Source organism: Wolbachia endosymbiont of Armadillidium vulgare str. wVulC, from assembly GCF_001027565.1.
Lineage (GTDB): Bacteria > Pseudomonadota > Alphaproteobacteria > Rickettsiales > Anaplasmataceae > Wolbachia.
Map to the genome: position 1 here is coordinate 290,650 of NZ_ALWU01000010.1, position 17,988 is coordinate 308,637.

The following is a 17,988-nucleotide window of genomic DNA, read 5'->3' on the forward strand; positions in this document are numbered from 1 at the left end:
CCTATTAGGTTTCACTGCTATGATCCCCCCCCAACAGAACCGTACTTGCGTGAATTTCCCGCATACGGCTCTTCAGTGTAGCATTCACAGCATCTTTGATTACTGCTATCTGATTTAGTTTTCCTTGCATCATATTCCAACCTCTGTTGTGTTGGTGTAACAATCCCCAAACCAGTTACTATACCGCTGATCGCTTCCCCTTGTATGTGGCTTTCCCACACTCTGAGTACTATCAATCAGTCCGACTTCCTTTCTATCTTCCGTCAGTCCTCGCCTTTGTTGACTTGTTCCAACGTACCTTAGTAGGAACTTACTATTACCCACAAATATAAAGTTCAGTAGCAAGTCTCCATCCTTTCCAAAGAGTAATGGGGCCTGTTCTGGATCATTTTTTCTGGCTAAATGACCCCCAAGTTGAGCAATCCATGAAATAGCTTCTTTTATAGTAGGGGCTACATTTGGGCATTTATGTATTTTTACGTATAAAACTTTCCATTCTTCTTCAGCTAATAAGGTAATACACGGTAATGTTGGATCAGTTCTTGCAATTGTTGTAATAAAGAAAATTCTCCAAGCAATAATATTCATGATTGTTAAATATCGCTTTAACCTTTCTGCTGTTCCAAGCCTACATTCTTCAACTTTGAGGCCAGACTTTAAAATTTTATGTAATATCTCTATTTTCCATCTAAGACAATACCAACTAACCTTTTCAACAGCTTCATCGAAACTATTTACTGGAAGATTTGTTAAAAGCATCCACTCTAGCGGGCTTTCTTTAGAGGAAGAGTCTTTCTCAACAACATAAACTGCGTAAAGTGGTAGGTTGGGTAACTCTTCGGTTTTATGTCTTATGCTGCTTTTGTCCGGATTCATCATAAATTTTCCAAATCTCACCTCCAAACACGCTGTCCTTTTTGGCTTATTATCTCTTGCAGGAATTTCAACTTTTATTATCCCTTGACAAGGAAAGCCTTTAACAACTTCCCATAATCTTTGCTTATCATTAGAAAATCTGGATTGTTTGTTTATGCTTCTATTTTGGTAAGCTCTTACTAAAACTGCTGAGTTAAGATTATGTGCACACTCAAAAAAATCATATATGTCTGCTTCTCTGTCACACACAGTGACAACTTCAGTTTGAGTACTATCTATAAGATTATTTGTTTTTTTAAAGGCTTCTAACCACCTCACACTCTTCTTATCTTCAATACGAATAGCAGTGTTATGCTTTCTTTTTTCTAAATTTTTGATTTCTTCAGAATTAGAAGGTCTCGAATGAATCTTTTGATCTAGTATTCCCAACACTAATCCTCCCGTACTAACAGCAAGAGCTGTATGCATTACCATGCCCTTAGCTTGACCATTACTCATCTTGCTAGAAATAGCCCCCAACCCGCTTGTTTTTTTTGTGGCCAGTATATGAAAGAAAACTTGTATCTTGAATTACAATAATTCTTTTATAATCTTTTGCTCTTTCAACAGTTTTTGTAATATGTGATGCTAAGATGTCAGCTTCTTTTATGCTCTCGTTTTGGAAAAAGCGATATGCTGCCTTTGCCTCTGACCAACTTTCACATGCTTGATTGATTGAACTTTCAGGCATATTTGCCAAGCTATCAGCAATATCTACTAATCGATCAGTTAATCTTTTATCCCCAAGTACAGCATTTCCAAATTCATTTTTAGCCCATTCATTACTCTTGCTTTCCATTTTACACCCTTAATATTTGCAAACTTTAATATTGTAATACTTTGTTTTTATGTCCATTTATATTTGTGGGTAATAGTAAGCAATAGGAATACAAAGAATCTCCCAAGTTTACGTAAACTCCATCTCAATACATGACACGGCCTCAGATCCCGATAGAGTGAGTGATAACTTGCCTTGTCGTTATCCTTCATGCTGTCTTCCACTATATGAAAAGTGTCGACCTCCATGATGTTGGCAATTTCGGGACTCAATACCTTCACTTTCGTTGCACCCTGTATTGTCCTTTCCATTAGCTTTACTACGTTCGTTACCTTACGCAGCATAATGGTTTGTTCTAGGCTGTTGGCTAGACTTTGCCTAGGTTGACCAGACGCACCCATAAAACACCTCCAATACTTGCTATTGCTTTACTTTAAATTAAGTTAACTGTTAAGTAAGGTTATCCAAACCTAAACAACTTGGACCCGCTATACTTACGTTTTCTATGCTAGTATATGGTACCTCTTGTAAAGCCTGGTCCAATATTTTTATAATATTTTTATTATTTACTTTCACTGCTAAACTTAGTGCTGTATTACCTCCTTTTGTCATTTGATTAATGAAGTCATGTAATTGATCATCTTTTACACGTTTTAGCAAATTTTGAACTAATTCGACATTACCAAAGTGGACAGCATAGTGTAGTTGTGTACCTCCTATGCAATCAATAGGCTCCATTGGATCAAACTTTTCAAAGGCATAATCTAGAGGTGTCATACGATTTTTATCGATAGCACTAACATTCGCACCTTTTTTGATAAGAGACCTTACTATATTCAAATCACCCATATAAGCAGCCCAATGTAAAGGAGTTTTACCACCTCTATCAGCATAGTTAACATCAGCTCCTTTTTTCACTAGAAACTTTACTACATCCAAATTACCCCCTTTAGCAGCATAATGTAAAGGAGTCTTAAGATCACTATCATGTGCCATAAAGTCAGCCCCTCCCTCTACAAAAAACTCTATTATGCTTGGATTACTCTGTTTAGCTGCATAATGAACAGAGGTCCGGCGAGTATTGTCCATAGAATTGAAATCAGCTCCTTTTTCTACCAGAAATTTTACTATATCTAAATTGCCTTGCTCAGATGCATGTTGAATAGGAGTGACGCCCCAAATATTAGCTAAATTAGAGTCCACTTCTTTCTCTTCTACAAGGAACCTCACTACTTCAAGATTATTGCCTCGAACAGCGCAGTGCATAAGGCTTTTACCATAATAAACATCGTCGTCAGCACCTTTGTTTTCTATAAGGAATTTTATTGCTTCAAGATTACCATCTTCAGCAGCATAGCGTAAAAAAACTTTAACATCCTTATGAACATGTGTTTTATTCTCATAAATTCTCAGAGCCTCTTCAAACTTTCTTTGCTTCAATAGTACATTACCTATTTTATACTGCAAATATAATAGAGTTTCATCATGCAACCTTAACACTTTCAACTGCTCCATTCCAAACGAACATGCCTCCTCATATCTACCGCAATCACCTAGCTTTTGTACAATACTACTTGGAAGCATATAAAATTCCTCAATCAATTCCTGACACCCATTAGCATAATGCCAAGTAGAAATCGCGTGATCTAAATTGTCTGATTCCAGTCCAATTTGAAATAACTTGAGTGCTTTTCTTAAAGTAACTTCTTCTTTATTTTCTTCCTTTAATATTGTTCTTATAACCTGCTGAGTTGGCTCGCTAATATCTAACATTATTGGATTTTGTTGTAATAGATTAATTACTGAATATTGTTTTAATAATTCAACTGCAGACTCAAGTTCCTCTGTTCCCCCTACTAAATCTACAAACATTTTAATAGGGATATTTTTAGATGAAAAATAGGACATTATATCCAAAATTTCCAACACTTTCTTTCCCTTTTCTGTTCTATATATGGCAACTACCTTTTCCTTCATATCATCAGCTTGAAACATATAAAACCCCCATAATAGACTGAACATAAATGCTTTTTTGAATAACCCATAAGACCTCAAGAGAGCAATACTATTTTAGGTATAGAGTGCTACTTTAAATTTGTCAAGCCATATTTAGAATTTTTTTTTGAAATAACTTTTGATGAAGATTTTTTATTAATTTTATATAGATATCACTAAAAACTTAAATAATATAGCCATTTTTAGCAATAAAAACCAACGCTCGTGAGAAGTGTTCGTTTTGGGATGGCATGGTCTACCAAGTAATACATACGAATTTTTCTGTATAGTAATTTTACTATATTGCAAGACCAGCTATATTAGCCTACTTTTTCCACATTTAGATGCGAACCAATTTGCCTAACTTTGTTGTAAAAATCTCACGCTTTTATTTGCACAACCCTGCTTCTATTTAAGTTGTTCTCACAAACGTACGCACTATTTTTGTGTTTTTAGAAAAAGTAAACATTCAAGATTTTTATGACACTAATTTTTAGTATGTTTTTATTGACTTATTGTTTTAATTCCACAAGATGGTTAAAATAGTGTATAATTGGGGTTATTATGAAAAGAGTTAGTAATTTAATAAACAAAATAAGAGGTAAAAGGGATTCTTTACATCTAGTTGTTGAAGCAGGTAATAAAGAGGCGGTGGAGGTTTTATTGAACAAAGGAGCTGATGTTAATATGATAAATAGAAATGGAAAGGCTCCTTTATATTATGCTGCTAGATCTGGTCGTAAAGAGATAGTAGATGTTTTATTGAACAACAGAGCCGATGTTAATATGGGTGCTGTTGATGTGATAGGTAGAACTGTAAATACTCCTTTGCATTTAGCTGCTGAATTTGGTCATAAAGAGGTGGCAGAAGTTTTATTGAACAACGGGGCTAATGTTAATATGACAGATGAAATTGAAAGGGCTCCTTTACATTATGCTGCTAAATTTGGTCATAAAGAGGTGGCAGAAGTTTTATTGAACAATGGGGCTAATGTTAATATGATAGATGAAACTGGAGGTACTCCTTTACATTGTGCTGCTAGATCTGGCTATGAAGGGGTGGCAGAAGTTTTATTGAACAACGGGGCTAATGTTAATATGATAGATAAAGCTGAAAAGACTCCTTTACATTATACTGCTGGATTTGGTCGTGAAAAGATGGCAGGAGTTTTTTTGAGTAACATTGACATAATGGATCTAAATAGACAGGCTCCTCCACATATAATAACAAGTTTAGGGGATATGTGTTCTTCGAATAATATTCTTTTTTTGAGGGGTATTCATAGTAATCCAGAAAGATTCCAAGGTCTAACAGAAGCTGAAGCAAGAAGTTTGTCCAAATTTCCAGAAGAGCTTACAGTTTTGTCAAGTGCTGGGTTTGATTTTACTAAATATGTATCAAATGTGGACAGTATAATCGAATTTTATATAGTGTATTCCCTTTTCAATACTTCTTCAGAAGGGTATCGCATACAACAGGATGTGTTAAAATTAATGGATCTCAATGTAAAATACATAATAGCATGCGATGTTATATTTGGATCTTATGAAATAAGAAAAAATTTAGAACAAAATTTGTCAACCATACGATTTGGATCTACCAAATATTATGAACGGGTCCTCAATTTTTGGAGTGCATTTGAAAAAAAGTTTAGGCCATTTCTTTTAGAGAGAGCTGAGGAAGCCATTCTAAAATTCCGTGGGCTTGAAGGAGTGAATTTAATCGCTCAGAGGATTCTTGAATATCTGAGTGATAAAGATATGAGAAGTTTAATAGGGGCAGCATTGACAGGCGGAGGTGTGGTAGAGGAAGCATTGAAAGATATAAAAGATTCAAGAGAGAAAATAATAGTGAAACTTAAGAGGCCAGTAGAACAAAATATGGCAGCTTTGCATACAGGTGAGTATACGCCTCCTTATAGTGGTGAAGCGGTCTCTNTTAGTCGTGATGAGTCGTATGAAGAAGGTGCAGTGGCTTTGCCCTCATATTTTGATCAAATGAATATAGGAGCTTCAGGATCTGCAAGTCAAGTTGATAATCAGCCAGATTCAAGAATGAGTGATGTAAACACTGAAAACTTCAGAGTAGGAAGAGGTAGTAGTGTTGGTTGGCGGCCGTTTTAAACAGTCTTAGTTGATGATGAGGTAATTATAGTACGGTCAGATTAAAGAGGGATAAGAATCTTAGAGGTATAGCGGGTTTAAGGTATATATGTACAATAGTAAAAAATATGTTATGATAATCATTCATGGGTAGTTATGACTGATGGAGCAAATTTTAAACAAACGCATTCATTAGCTTATTCTGAGTTAAAATATCCAAAGGTTGATTATGATGCTCAGATGACTGCCTTCCTTTCTTTTTAAGGGAAGATTCACCTTTAGTAAAGAAAGAAATACCATTGAGGTAGTACAATGGTTTAGCAAAGCTAATGCGCCTTTTTTTGTAGCTGGTGCTCTTGCTTCTCTTATATTGCTTACATCTGGAGTTTTTACTGTAGCTCCTTATGTTGCGTTTTTAGCTTCAATTACAGCTTTAAATGTAGCTCTCCCCATTGCTTTGACTTTATTTGTACTTTCTGCAGTAGTAATTGCATTTTCATACAAAATAATTTGTCAGAATAAAAAGCTTGATGTCAAAGGAATAGAACTTAATAGATTAGCAAGGGAATACAATAAAAAATTTGAGAACTAAAATCAAAGATCTAGATGAGACAAAACGAAAATTGGAAGATGAGAAAATGATCTGGCTCAGAATGTAAAAAAATTAGAGAGTGAAAAAGTTAAGTTAACCTCAAGAAGTAAAGAGTTGGAAGTTCAAATTAAAAGGCTAAAAGCAAGAATCAGGATCTAAATTATCCACCAAAGCTCAGGGAAGTGACGATGGCTACTACAGCGGCATCAACTGCTTTTTCAAGTAGCCTTTCACCTATATCTACCCTTAACAGATCTATGAAACATTTAGAATTATATGCTTTACAATTAAAAATCTTGCTTTATTTTAGTAGTATTACAATATTTAGGAGGGGTTATGCATACATCTAATTTTACCACAGTAGAGCAGAGCTTGTATGATGAGGCCAAAGAGCTTGTTAGAAATAATAAAGCTAATTTAGATGCCACTGATAAAGACGGCAATACATTGTTACTAAAAGCAGCTATAAGTAATTCTTGGGATGTTGTAAAATTTCTCATGATAAAAGGGGCTAATATTGAAATCGCTAATAATGATGGCTGGACTTTGCTTCATTCATCTGCGCTTTCTGATAATCTAGAAATGCTAGAAATCTTATTTGGAGATAAGGCTCTTTGTATTTCACGTGAAGGTACTATTAAAGTAACACAAGAAAATTTTATTGAAGATAATAGCACAACTGTACAACCTTCTGCAGAAAATAATACACTATATATTACAACTGAAAGCAGTAATGAGGTTACACAAGATTCAATATCGGACTATGAAGTTGTTCAAACCTACTCAAGAAACAGCACTGGCATAGATAGTTCGTTGTGTTCAGAGGAGTACAAGAGTTACGATTGCAATGCTCTTTCTAATATCACTTCAGGAGTCTCTCGACCTTATCTAGAAAACAGTACTGAAGCATCATATTTCGCTGATGAAAATAGTACTGAAACTACAAATATTCCTGCAAATTATACTACTATAGATAATTTCTTGTTTAAAAACAGCAGCCAACTTTCCGTAGCACCAAGTGTTAATGTACTACATCCCATTACTATAAGTAACACTTGTTATGCTCCAGATCCGAATGTTGCTAATAAGGATAAATACACACCTTTGCATGTTGCTGCAGAAAGAAGCAGCTTAGAAGTTGTGGAATATCTAGTTGATAAAGGAGCAGATTTAAATGCTACTGCTATAGTGTGTTTTGGTTCTAACCCTAATTTAGGTGATAGTGTTTTAGGTTTAGTTACTGATTATTATACTCCTTTAAACTTTGCTGCTAGCCGCTGCGATGGACTGAATATAACAATGTATCTCGTACAGGAAAAAGGAGTTGATATTGATGTTAAATCTCTGAATTTGGCTGCTGAAGGTGGTCACTTGGAAACACTTCAATACCTTATAGGAGAAAGAGCTGATTTAGTAAATGCTACAGATAATTATGGTGATACTCCTTTGCATGCCGCTGTTTATGGTGGATTACATGTAGTGCAATACTTGAAAGAAAATGGAGCTGATATTGATGCTAAAAACAATCGTGGTCAGACGCCTCTGGAGGTGGCACTTGAACTTAATAAGTCGGATATAATACACTCTTTGAAAAATTTACAACATCATAGAGGAAAAAGGCACTTACAAGAACCTGTTTCTTTTGAGTCAAAAGGTGCTAGTCATAGTATTGAAAGTGATAATCCTGTAACAAAAAGTAATCAAGCCATAGATGGGACGCCTTTGTGGGTAAATGTGGTTACTCGTACTATAGTAGATACTATTAAAGGTGTTATCTTTTCTCCCATCAAGCCAGCTGTAGACACGAAGCATTCTCAATCTTCTAAGGCAACTCAATATACTGATATAAAAGATATCTCTGAACAGGAAGCGCTAGGTTACGCGGTCAATATTGTAGAAGGATTTAAGAAAGTAGTAGAGCAAGCTGCATTGAAAAATGGCATATCAATGCACCGGTTGAATATTGATTTTATAGAAATGCAAAAAGAGATTACTAGAAAAATTGTAGGCGGTAAATTTGATAGGATTTCAGAAGTTTTAAAATCACACATAGAGCAGGTATGTCCTGATAAGAAAGCGGGATGCTCTGGTAGATTAAGTCAGAAGAAATTTGATAAATTTATATCTGAATTTGATAATAAATTAGATGCAATGCTAAACCAATCGATACAACAAATATATAGAAATAGCATGCTAGGAGTTAAAGAACAACAAACAAGCTCAGAACCTAAAAGCTACTTAAATAATGTTTCTGTTCAAGGTCATTTAACTCAAGCTGAAAATCTAAGATTGGGGTAAAAGTTATTGCAAGTTGCATATAAGGTCATTTTTAATAAGTTAGTATTAGAGTAATTAATTTAGGTGGAAGTATGATAATTTATAAAGAAAAATTAGCATTTATAATAGTTGCTTTGCTGTTATCACAACAATCTTTTGCAAATGGAACAGAGGGGTTTTACTTTGGTGCTGGATACTCGGGTCAACTTCTTAGTAGAGCAGGTCCACTGGAAGTAAAAACTACAGATACAGTTATAAGTAATAAAAAATTAAGTGAATACGGAAGAGGCTATAGTCCGCTTATAGCATTTGGTTATGCAGGAGAACTTGATAATCACAACTATAGAGTTGAATTAGAGGGGATGTATTCCTCTGTAAAAGCAAATGATATTGGTTCAGAAGATGTCTCATATGGGAAATATTTTGGCGAAGGTGCAAATAGAAAAATCTATAGGTACAAGACTGAAGTTAATAATGAGCAAGTTGAAAACACATCTACAACAGCGAATATTTACTACTATTGGAAAAATCTTTTTTCTCCTTATGTTGGAATTGGGATCGGTGGAACAAGAATGAAGATGTTTGAAAAAGCACAAATAAGGCCTGCGTATCAGTTAAAAGCTGGTCTTGACTTTCAGATAACTGAAGGTGTCAATATGCATATCGGGTATAGACATTTTGGTGCTCTTAGCAATTATCTTACACGTGAAGCAGAAAGGTTTGGGGTAGAGGAGGAGGGTAGATCTGGTAGGAGGCCAAGAATTATCACACACCCTGGTCCGCAGGAAAGTGTGGCAAGAAGAGAAGATGTAGGTATAAGCAACAAGCTATTTTTTACACATGGTATAGAAATTGGTCTTACTTTACAAAAGGAAGCGTTTAAAACTAGAAATTGGAAAGCCAACGTTAAAGAAAAGTGAGTGTAGAAAAAAAGAAAGTATAAGTTCCATGAAAAATTCTAAAAAAGTGTTCAAAAAAACGTATGCGTCAAGTTAGGGGTGAGCTTAGGGAGGTTCATACCTTAAGCTTAGCTTCCTTTTATCAAATTATTCTTGAGAAAGGATTAAACTTTTTATGATGCTAGTTCTTAGTATATTTTGATTTTATCATAATTCAAAAAACGTTAGGGAGGTGTAGGTGAAAGTTATTAAAACAATAGTTAACAATACAAATCAAGGTAGTAAAGGGAATAGAAAACATCTGGTTTATTTTTTTGGATTAGGAGAATCTATAAAATATAATAATGAAAGTAGTGATTGGGGAAAGTGGGTATCAAACAAGAATATTGATATCCATTTATTTGATTACCATTATATGAACTTTTGTTACCCTGAGTATTTTCATGATACAAAATTCAGGCTAAAGCAAGTTTTAATTACTGTAGCCACTGTTTCAGTAATAGGTTTCTCAGGCTATTTTATCATTGCATCCCCAAATGTTAATTTGGCTCAAATTGCCAGTTTTTATTGTGTTCTTAATACCGGCTATAATTGCAGCTGCTATCATGGTTTTTTACTCTATCACTGCATCACTCACTAAGTTTGTTACGAAAGGCAAGGATCCAATCAAAGCAGGAATGGCAATGGTTACAGGTTTACTTGAGAAAGGTGTACATCCGGATGATATTATTCTTATGGGGAATTCTTTAGGTGGGGGAATTGCTGCGGAGGTTTTAAAGAAGTTTGAAGAAGAAAATATTTTTTTTACTTTTATACACAGTAACTCCTATGATTCATGGATAAATGTACCAAAGTCTCAAAACTCTCTTGTTGGAGTGTTTTTTCGACGAACTGCAGTCATTACAGATGCGTTTTTTAGGTATTGCGGCGCTGATTATAAGCCAAATGAAATTATAAAGTCAACAAAAGCTCCTGTCTTGGCTGCAAATAGATGGGGTGACATGATTATAGATTCAGCAGCACAGTCAGTTCCCAATTTACGCAAATCTGAAGGCAATCATGAGAGTATAGGTAAGAACGGTTTCAAAGTGACAGCTATTCTCTTGCATCGTTACGGTGATGGGAAGTGTGAAACAATAAAAGATAGTATTCATGTGGATAAATTAACGCATATGCTTGTTGGTAATATGAGTTACCTGGAATCACAGGAAAGAGTCTTAAGAAGTAAGTCGCCATGTACATATGAAAAACTTCTAGGGGATTTTATTGACGAAGCACATACGTATTTAAAAGAAAATAAGTTAAACAATAGATTTAAATTAAATACTTTTCAGCATAGTAAATTGTACCAAGAGATAAAGAAAAATGCAGTGTTACTTATTGATCGTCCCAGTAGTAAACTCATTACCAATGATGAATCTTTGGAAACTGCTAGCTCTAGTATTAAGACTCCATAATAAGGCATGAGAAAATGATGCCATCACACTATTTTTTTTGAGGAAAGTAAAACTTTTGTAGTGCTAATTTATAGTATATTATTGTCTTGAAAATATATGTTAATATCAGCTTTGTGTAAAAGAAGTTAGTATAAGAATTTAAATTGGAGGTAGTATGTTTTTGCGTAATAGTGGTAAAGTAAATCGCTCAAGATCCAGAACTTTGGGTCTAGATGAAGAGGTAGGATCTAACGGAGTAGTTCAAAGGAATTGGGAAGGTTCAAGTGTGAAATTGGAGCCTCTGGATCAGAGTGTGGAACTGGAAGCTCCAGGCCCAGATGTGCAATTGGAACCTCTGGATCTGAGGGTAAAGTCACTTCCAGAAAATCCAGCTTGGCCTACCGATAGTTCGTATGAAGCACCTTGTACTCATGATCCTGCTCGCACACCTGGAGCCTACAGCTCAAAATATGGAAGTATGGCCCTTTTTCGTGATGACATAGTATCGGCTCCTTCAACTTCGAGTCATGCCTCTGGCCAGGGTTGCTCATGGTACTCTTCTGGCACTAGCATACTTGAAGCCGCTGTTCAAGATATAAGAGTAGCGCCCCCTTTTGCTCCTGTTCGTGAAGCTAATATTAATGAAAAAGATGGTAAAGGATTTGCTCCTTTGCATCATGCTGTTTCCAATTATCAACAAGAGCTGTTGGAAAATCTGTTGCAAGTAGATGGAGTTGATGTTAACATAAGGGATAATAAAGGGTGGGCTCCTTTGCATTATGCTGCTCACAAAATTAATTTGAGGGCAATTAACAGTTTATCAAAGCAAGGAGCAGATATTCACGCAAGAGATAATAAAGGACGTACCCCTTTGCACTATGCTGCTGAGTGTTGTTTTGCATCAATTAAAGCTCTATTAGATGGAGGAGCGAATATTCATGCAAAAGATAATGAAGGATGTACTCCTTTGCACGTTGCTGCTAGTTGGAATTCTAAAAAAGAAATTGAATTTTTATTAGAGAAAGGAGCAGCGATTGATGCGAGAGATAATGGAGAACGTGTTCCTTTGCATTTAGCTGCTGAAAAGGGTCGTCATGAAGCAGTCATGGCTCTACTAAACAGGGGAGCAGATGTCAATATACGAGATAGCATAGGATTTACTCCCTTGCATTATGCTGCTAGTCGGTATCATGTAGAAGTTGCTAAAATTCTATTAGAGGGAGGAGCAGATATCGATGCACAGGATAGTATAGAAGAACGTACCCCTTTGCATATTGCTGCTAGCAATGATTATCCAGAAATGGTGAAAGTTCTGTTAGAGAGAGGAGCAAATATTCGCACAGTGGATGGTAAAGGACGTACTCCTTTGCATTTGGCTCGGCCCTGTGAACATAGGGAAGCAGTCAATTTATTGCAGCGAGCTGCAATGCAAGGACCTAATGGCAACATGAATAATGTGAACGCGGAGAACTTATACGAACCAGGAATGGGTAGATGAAACTATTAAGCTGGTAGGCAGGATGTTTTTCTTGTTAATTTTGCTTATGTGTTAACTGCACAACTACTCAGGAGGAAAGCAAATAAAGAAAATTCATGCAGCAATAGGATGTCAATTTTAGTGAAGTTTATGGAAGTGTCAAGTTCAATGGAAGAAAAGAAAATATAAATTTTGGGTATATGTACTACTTAGCACTCTAAGTCATAATTGCAGGTTTATTCTATCAGGTAGGTTAAAAGAAAGTTTATGTAAACACCTGAATTTACTACAGAAACTCAAACATTGCAAAATAGTAAAAATATTATGTCAAAATTCACTTGACTCATATTATATATTGTACATAATACATCATCTATCTAGGCTAGGAGGCAGTATGGGTACAGAGTCAATAAGAATATGTTGTAAGCAAGAGCATAAGAGAGGAATAAGTACTGAGCCAGGATGGCCAAAATTTGAGTGTAATAGCGATGAAGAGTCAACTTTTGAAAATGACGTAGCAGATTTAGATGATTATAGTTTGTTTGCCCAAGGAATAAGTAATCGTCCGGAATGTTATGACCTTGATCAGAGACATGAAATTGGGAAGATTGCTGACACATGTGTAAAACATACATTGTCGTATCAAAGTGGAATTGATAATAGCTTAACTGATGATAGTGATTTATACTGGAAAAGAGATGGGCATTACTCTATTAGTCCAAGAGACTCTGCTTTAATTAAGCTAGATCTACCGCTGACTAAGAATGAGAAAAGTCTAGTTGATGAATTTTGTAAAGAGTTAAAAGATATAGTAGCAAAAGGCTATAGGGATAAGCATGAAAATTTTACAAACACTGATTTAGAACGTATAGAATGCATAACAAATAAATATTTGTAAAAAGGGATAAGGCTCAATTCAAAATGTAATGATGATGGATATACTATAACAAGTTTAATTTTTAAGGAAATAAGAAATATCCCTGATAGAATACGACAGCATAAGGGATTACCACCTTATGAGAATTTATCAGACGATAGTGAGACTATAACAAGTTTAGTTTCTAAGGGAATAAGAGGTATTCCTACCTACGAAGGTGTATCAGATGACAAAAATATAGGTGTTATACGCAATATCATGAATAATTTACTATTAAAAGGTGGAAGAGTAAAATGCAGTTCCTTTTACAACAATAGGTTATTGTATGCAACTTATGGGTTCAGTTATGAGATTTTTGCAGAACGTGAAGAAATCGATAACAAGCTAAAAAGCGTAGCATATGAAGGTATTATAAACAGTAGTGCCAAAGGCAAAGCTTTACACACAGAGATGGATAATAGATATTTTTATATAAAATATTCGCAAGATAGCACTGTTGAGGCTGCAAAAGTTATAAATAATCCAAAAGTGAAAGATTTAAGTTTTAGACACCATATATTTCATATTGGAGAGAGTATAGTAAGAGTTGAAAATGTAGGAGGAAAAAGAAATTATACAGATGTCTTAGGAGGTGGCATTGAAATGTCCTTTATCACTGAAGTAGGCAAGATTAGTATTCATCTATGTCCTAGTGCTGAATATAGTAATATAATAGAAGTAAAGCTTGATGGAGAGAGCCAGGAAAAATTTGACAAATTAAAAGGTCAATCAAGTTTAGGGGAAAATTGCCTTTTAGGAGGAAAAAGCATTCTACAAGCTGTAAAAGATGGAAATTTTGAAAGAAATGTATCTATAGAGTCAAGTGAAACTATTAAGCAATTAGATTGTGTAGTAAAGGAATCAGATGCTCCGTTTACTCTTATGAGGCCAATTGATAGTTTAGACCAGCTGCAAAATTCGAAAGAAATAGTAGTGTGTTCATAAAGTCAACTAAAATTATTAAACAAAAAGAAGGTTTTGGCGGGGTAAAAAAAATTGATGTATTTTCAAAGCAAGGAGAAATAGCATGAGGATTTAGAAAAGTTCAGTTAATAATTAAAAGATCATTTTAAAGAAATTGGGAGTGTTAAATAAACTGTGTCAAACCACATTTTTAGCTCAACTGAATTTTCAATCTGTTAGGAAAGAAAATATCAAGCTGAGAAATAGTTAATGCCCAATTAGGCAAAGCCATGACCCATTTTTGCTCTACTTTTTTTATAGCACAATATACCTGTTTGTACAAGGCGTTTGTGTTGGTAAATGAGCCTTTGGTCTTAGTAAATTTTCTGATCTGCCTATGCAGCCCCTCAATAGGATTAGTAGTATAAATTAACTTTCTAACTGGACCTGAATACTTGAAATAACTGGACAAATTTTCCCAATTATTCTGCCAAGATTTTACAACTAACGGATACTTTTCGCCCCATTTTTCTTCCAGCTCAAGCAAATAATTTTCAGCAATTTCTTTACTTGTAGCACGATATATTTTTTTCAAATCATTCATAAAAACTTTCACATCTTTGCTAGATACATATTTCAATGAATTTCTTATCTGATGCACTATACATAGCTGTACTTCTGCATTAGGAAACACATTATTTATTGCTGTAGGAAAGCTTTTTAGTCCATCTACACAAGCTATCAGAATGTCCTCTATACCTCTCTCTTTTAGGTCATTTAATACACCCAACCAGAAGTTAGCTCCTTCGCTTTCAGCTAAATAAAAGCCCAGTACTTCTTTTTTACCATTTTGGTCTATGCCCAATATATTGTACATACATTTACTTACACAATGCCCATCCTCCTTGACCTTAAAAAACATGCCATCCATGAACACTATCGGGTATACAGATTGCAGTGGGCGACTGCGCCATTCATTGATTATCGGTAGCAATTTGTCGGTAATACTTGATATTTCTGCTGCAGATATTTTGTGATCATAAATTTCCTCAACATGTGACGCTATATCTCCATACCACTGGCAAATGTGCTTAAGACCTTTGCTTCAAGTTCGGGATGTAGGCTTGTTTGTCTTTTTCTAACTACTTGAGGTTCAAAGCTTCCCTCCCTATCTCTTGGTGTTAACAATTCAAATGAGCCTGCACTTGTACGTAAAGTTTTTCCCATTTCTTCGATTATTTTCTTCGCTTTCACCAGACAAGTGGTGTTCTATTTCACCTTCCAGACTTGCCTCAAGCAGCTTTTTTATAAACGGTGTCATCTCTTCCTGTTAGCGGTCTTCCTTCTCGTATAGACGACAGGTTTCTAATTCTTTATAATCTACCAATCCGGTAGTTTTATTTACTTGACTCATGTCAAACCTCCGTTTTTTTATATCAATTATATTTTTATTTCTTGGTTTGACACAGTTTATTTAACACTCCCAAGAAATTATTTTCCTTTCTTGATATTTATTCCTTTTTAAACATAGCCTTTCGTGTTGGATTCAGAAAAGACTGGCTGCTCCACACTTTCTACTTTTTCGAGTTTTGATTGAAGGGCTGTCAGGGACATTTAGCTCTTACGCAATAACTTTGGAGTTCTGGAATCGTTTCATATGTAAGTTTAAACTATTACAACTGAGCAGTACTGGATCTCCTTCACCTCCTGAATCTCCTGGATAGGCATCTATTTCATCAAGAAAGAGATATTTTACTGGCATAGATCTCAGTGCTACACTGCTATTTGCTCCGGTTATTACTACTATTCCACCTGGAAATTCCTTACTTTGTACAGTATTGCCTGAGTCTCTTGACCTTGGGTCTTTTACTTTACTCTTTAAACATGGCGTACTCTCTATTAACGGCGCAAATCTTCCTTTTGACCAACGCTTTCCCATTTCAACTGTTGGCTGTACTACCAGCATTGGACCTGGTGTTTGATCGATAATATAGCCTATCCAATTATTTCCTGCTTCTGTTCCTCCAATCTGCGCTCCTTTCATGAATACTACTTTTTCTGCTGGTGAGGACGGAGATCATGATTTCTTTTAAATAAGGAGTTCTTTCCGTTCTCCATTTTCCTGGCTCTGATGCTGCAGTTGCTGCTAAAACTCGATACTCATTTGCCCACTCTGACACTTTAAGCGACGAATCTGGTCTTAAACCTTCAGAAAAAGATGTGGCGTATATCATATCACTAGCTCTTCACCATCATTAGATAACATCACTTAAATTAGGACTACTTGTTTTCTCACTTTCAAGTTCAGTAAACATTTTTTTTCAAGCGCTTCTTCTATATACTTTTGAATTAAATTACTCATTGCTATTGCAGCTATAAGCGCAACTATTCCCACCATTACCACAGCTATAATGTTAGGGTAAATTCCTACTATTGCTATTGCGCATACTGTTATAGAAACACAGATAATACTGCTATATTTCTTTATTTTTTTATCTGCTATTTTTCTTTCTTCAAAATACTTGTTGCTCAATAAATGAAATGTCGGAAAGTTGTCATTTTTTCCAAATAAAACTATATCCTTTTCTTTGCTTAGTAACTTTATCAGTTTTACGTTATTTGTTGTTATTGCGTACTGAAAAACATCTGTAGCATCTGCTCCTTTCTTTAGCAGTAATTTTACTATATTAAAATGCCTATTTATTGCCGCAAGATATATCACTGATTCTCCTTTATTGTTTAAAATATCTACTTCAACTCCCTCTTCCAAAATCGCTTCTAGGAACTCCTCGTATCCTTTTTTTGCAGCTAAATGAAGTAAACTGTTCTTCTCTACTCCATACCTATTACTTATTAAAGCTTTTACTATTTCAGATTTTTTCTCTTCTTTCGCATAACAAAATGGTGTCTTGCCATTATCATCTTTAATCAAAGGATCTATGTCTTCTCGGGTTAGTAATACTTCTACTGTTTTAAGTCTTTCAGCGTAATGTAGTGGTGTTTTATTTTCATAGTCTTGTAAATTAACTCCAGCATTAGGAACATTTATTAAGCATCTTACAATATCTAAACATAAGTCTTTTTCGTCATAATTACTACTACTTATAGCTACATGCAAAGAAGATAATTTCATTGCATTTCTGCCGCTACCAGCTATATTGACATTCGCACCAAGATTTGAAAGTAATTTTACTATTTCTAGCTTCTTGTTGTTTACTGCATAATGCATTGCTGCATGATTTCTCACGTCAAGAACATCCTTATCCGCGTTTCCTTCTCTAATTAAAATTTCTACTATTTCTTCATTCCCAGCTCCTGCCGCTAAGTGTAACGGTGTATGTAGTAAAGCATTCTGCTCATTAACATTAGTCCCTTTGTCGAGTAAAAACCTTACAGCATTTGCTTCATTCAACATCGCAGCTAAGTGAAGTAAGCTATCTTTCTCCAATCCATATTTGTGATTGATTAGTGCTTGTAATATCTCTTCTCTTGCACAAGAGAGCGCACTTTTACCATCATCATCAGTGATCAGTGGATTAATATTTTTCCTATTTAGTAAGAGAGCAACCATACTAAGCTCGTTAATTTCTACTGCATAATGTAGCGGTGTCTTTCCATTTAATCCTCTAACATTTACATCCACTCCTTGCTGATTAATGAGACACTTTATTAATTCTAAACTTAAGTTAGCAGACAT

General features: G+C 35.1%; 13 protein-coding genes and 4 pseudogenes. 9 read left to right on the forward strand and 8 right to left on the reverse strand.

What is annotated here, in order from left to right:
• Positions 1–4: 4 nt before the first annotated feature.
• The 5 genes and pseudogenes from wVul_RS10085 to wVul_RS06930 all read right to left on the reverse strand — a co-directional run bounded on the left by wVul_RS10085 (position 5) and on the right by wVul_RS06930 (position 3,688).
• Positions 5–133: a hypothetical protein gene (locus wVul_RS10085; protein ID WP_255351244.1), complete on the reverse strand. Its 129-nt coding sequence runs from the start codon at positions 131–133 to the stop codon at positions 5–7.
• Positions 130–324 (reverse strand): hypothetical protein, encoded by a 195-nt coding sequence (locus wVul_RS06915; RefSeq protein ID WP_047759684.1) that lies wholly within the window; start codon positions 322–324, stop codon positions 130–132. Before wVul_RS06915 ends, wVul_RS10085 begins: the two co-directional genes overlap by 4 nt.
• Positions 317–1,714, reverse strand: a pseudogene (locus wVul_RS06920) (IS4 family transposase). Before wVul_RS06920 ends, wVul_RS06915 begins: the two are co-directional and overlap by 8 nt.
• Before the next feature lie 47 nt (positions 1,715–1,761).
• Complete coding sequence (locus tag wVul_RS06925; protein ID WP_047759685.1) at positions 1,762–2,094, reverse strand: hypothetical protein; 333 nt, start codon at positions 2,092–2,094, stop codon at positions 1,762–1,764.
• Positions 2,095–2,143: 49 nt separating this feature from the next.
• Entirely contained in the window at positions 2,144–3,688 is a 1,545-nt protein-coding gene (locus wVul_RS06930; RefSeq protein WP_047759686.1) for an ankyrin repeat domain-containing protein, read from the reverse strand.
• 564 nt (positions 3,689–4,252) lie between these two features.
• On the opposite strand from wVul_RS06930, the gene wVul_RS09165 reads away from it, so the two are divergent.
• The 9 genes from wVul_RS09165 to wVul_RS09185 all read left to right on the forward strand — a co-directional run bounded on the left by wVul_RS09165 (position 4,253) and on the right by wVul_RS09185 (position 14,333).
• A complete protein-coding gene (locus wVul_RS09165; protein ID WP_153295688.1) occupies positions 4,253–5,812 on the forward strand; it encodes an ankyrin repeat domain-containing protein in 1,560 nt (519 codons plus the stop codon).
• Between the two features lie 436 nt (positions 5,813–6,248).
• Positions 6,249–6,383 (forward strand): hypothetical protein, encoded by a 135-nt coding sequence (locus tag wVul_RS10090; RefSeq protein ID WP_255351245.1) that lies wholly within the window; start codon positions 6,249–6,251, stop codon positions 6,381–6,383.
• Between the two features lie 336 nt (positions 6,384–6,719).
• Positions 6,720–8,681, forward strand: coding sequence for an ankyrin repeat domain-containing protein (locus wVul_RS09170; RefSeq protein ID WP_153295690.1), 1,962 nt, complete (start codon positions 6,720–6,722; stop codon positions 8,679–8,681).
• A 74-nt stretch (positions 8,682–8,755) separates the two neighbouring features.
• Entirely contained in the window at positions 8,756–9,580 is an 825-nt protein-coding gene (locus tag wVul_RS06950) for a P44/Msp2 family outer membrane protein (protein WP_047759841.1), read from the forward strand.
• 217 nt (positions 9,581–9,797) lie between these two features.
• A complete protein-coding gene (locus wVul_RS06955; protein ID WP_047759688.1) occupies positions 9,798–10,199 on the forward strand; it encodes a hypothetical protein in 402 nt (133 codons plus the stop codon).
• Positions 10,165–11,016: a hypothetical protein gene (locus tag wVul_RS06960; RefSeq protein ID WP_047759689.1), complete on the forward strand. Its 852-nt coding sequence runs from the start codon at positions 10,165–10,167 to the stop codon at positions 11,014–11,016. The genes wVul_RS06955 and wVul_RS06960 overlap by 35 nt, the downstream gene beginning before the upstream one ends.
• A 154-nt stretch (positions 11,017–11,170) precedes the next feature.
• The gene (locus wVul_RS09175; protein ID WP_153295692.1) at positions 11,171–12,493 is read left to right on the forward strand and encodes an ankyrin repeat domain-containing protein; all 1,323 of its coding nucleotides are present in this window, start codon (positions 11,171–11,173) and stop codon (positions 12,491–12,493) included.
• Between the two features lie 373 nt (positions 12,494–12,866).
• Complete coding sequence (locus tag wVul_RS09180) at positions 12,867–13,370, forward strand: hypothetical protein (protein WP_153295694.1); 504 nt, start codon at positions 12,867–12,869, stop codon at positions 13,368–13,370.
• Positions 13,371–13,607: 237 nt separating this feature from the next.
• Positions 13,608–14,333 (forward strand): hypothetical protein, encoded by a 726-nt coding sequence (locus wVul_RS09185; RefSeq protein ID WP_153295696.1) that lies wholly within the window; start codon positions 13,608–13,610, stop codon positions 14,331–14,333.
• Positions 14,334–14,502: 169 nt separating this feature from the next.
• Here the strand turns inward: wVul_RS09185 and wVul_RS06975 are convergent.
• The 3 pseudogenes from wVul_RS06975 to wVul_RS06990 form a co-directional block, all read right to left on the reverse strand.
• Positions 14,503–15,705, reverse strand: a pseudogene (locus wVul_RS06975) (IS256 family transposase).
• Between the two features lie 234 nt (positions 15,706–15,939).
• Positions 15,940–16,525: pseudogene (locus wVul_RS09190) on the reverse strand (phage terminase large subunit family protein); the annotation flags it as partial.
• A pseudogene (locus wVul_RS06990) lies at positions 16,522–17,988 on the reverse strand (ankyrin repeat domain-containing protein). The pseudogenes wVul_RS06990 and wVul_RS09190, both read right to left, overlap by 4 nt.

What these genes read in the sequence shown, in the direction of transcription:
- wVul_RS10085 (WP_255351244.1), bottom strand. Translation starts at nt 133, where the DNA reads ATGATGCAAGGAAAACTAAATCAGATAGCAGTAATCAAAGATGCTGTG.
- wVul_RS09170 (WP_153295690.1), top strand. Translation starts at nt 6,720, where the DNA reads ATGCATACATCTAATTTTACCACAGTAGAGCAGAGCTTGTATGATGAG.
- wVul_RS09175 (WP_153295692.1), top strand. Translation starts at nt 11,171, where the DNA reads ATGTTTTTGCGTAATAGTGGTAAAGTAAATCGCTCAAGATCCAGAACT.
- wVul_RS06925 (WP_047759685.1), bottom strand. Translation starts at nt 2,094, where the DNA reads ATGGGTGCGTCTGGTCAACCTAGGCAAAGTCTAGCCAACAGCCTAGAA.
- wVul_RS09185 (WP_153295696.1), top strand. Translation starts at nt 13,608, where the DNA reads ATGAATAATTTACTATTAAAAGGTGGAAGAGTAAAATGCAGTTCCTTT.
- wVul_RS06960 (WP_047759689.1), top strand. Translation starts at nt 10,165, where the DNA reads ATGGTTTTTTACTCTATCACTGCATCACTCACTAAGTTTGTTACGAAA.
- wVul_RS06930 (WP_047759686.1), bottom strand. Translation starts at nt 3,688, where the DNA reads ATGTTTCAAGCTGATGATATGAAGGAAAAGGTAGTTGCCATATATAGA.
- wVul_RS09180 (WP_153295694.1), top strand. Translation starts at nt 12,867, where the DNA reads ATGGGTACAGAGTCAATAAGAATATGTTGTAAGCAAGAGCATAAGAGA.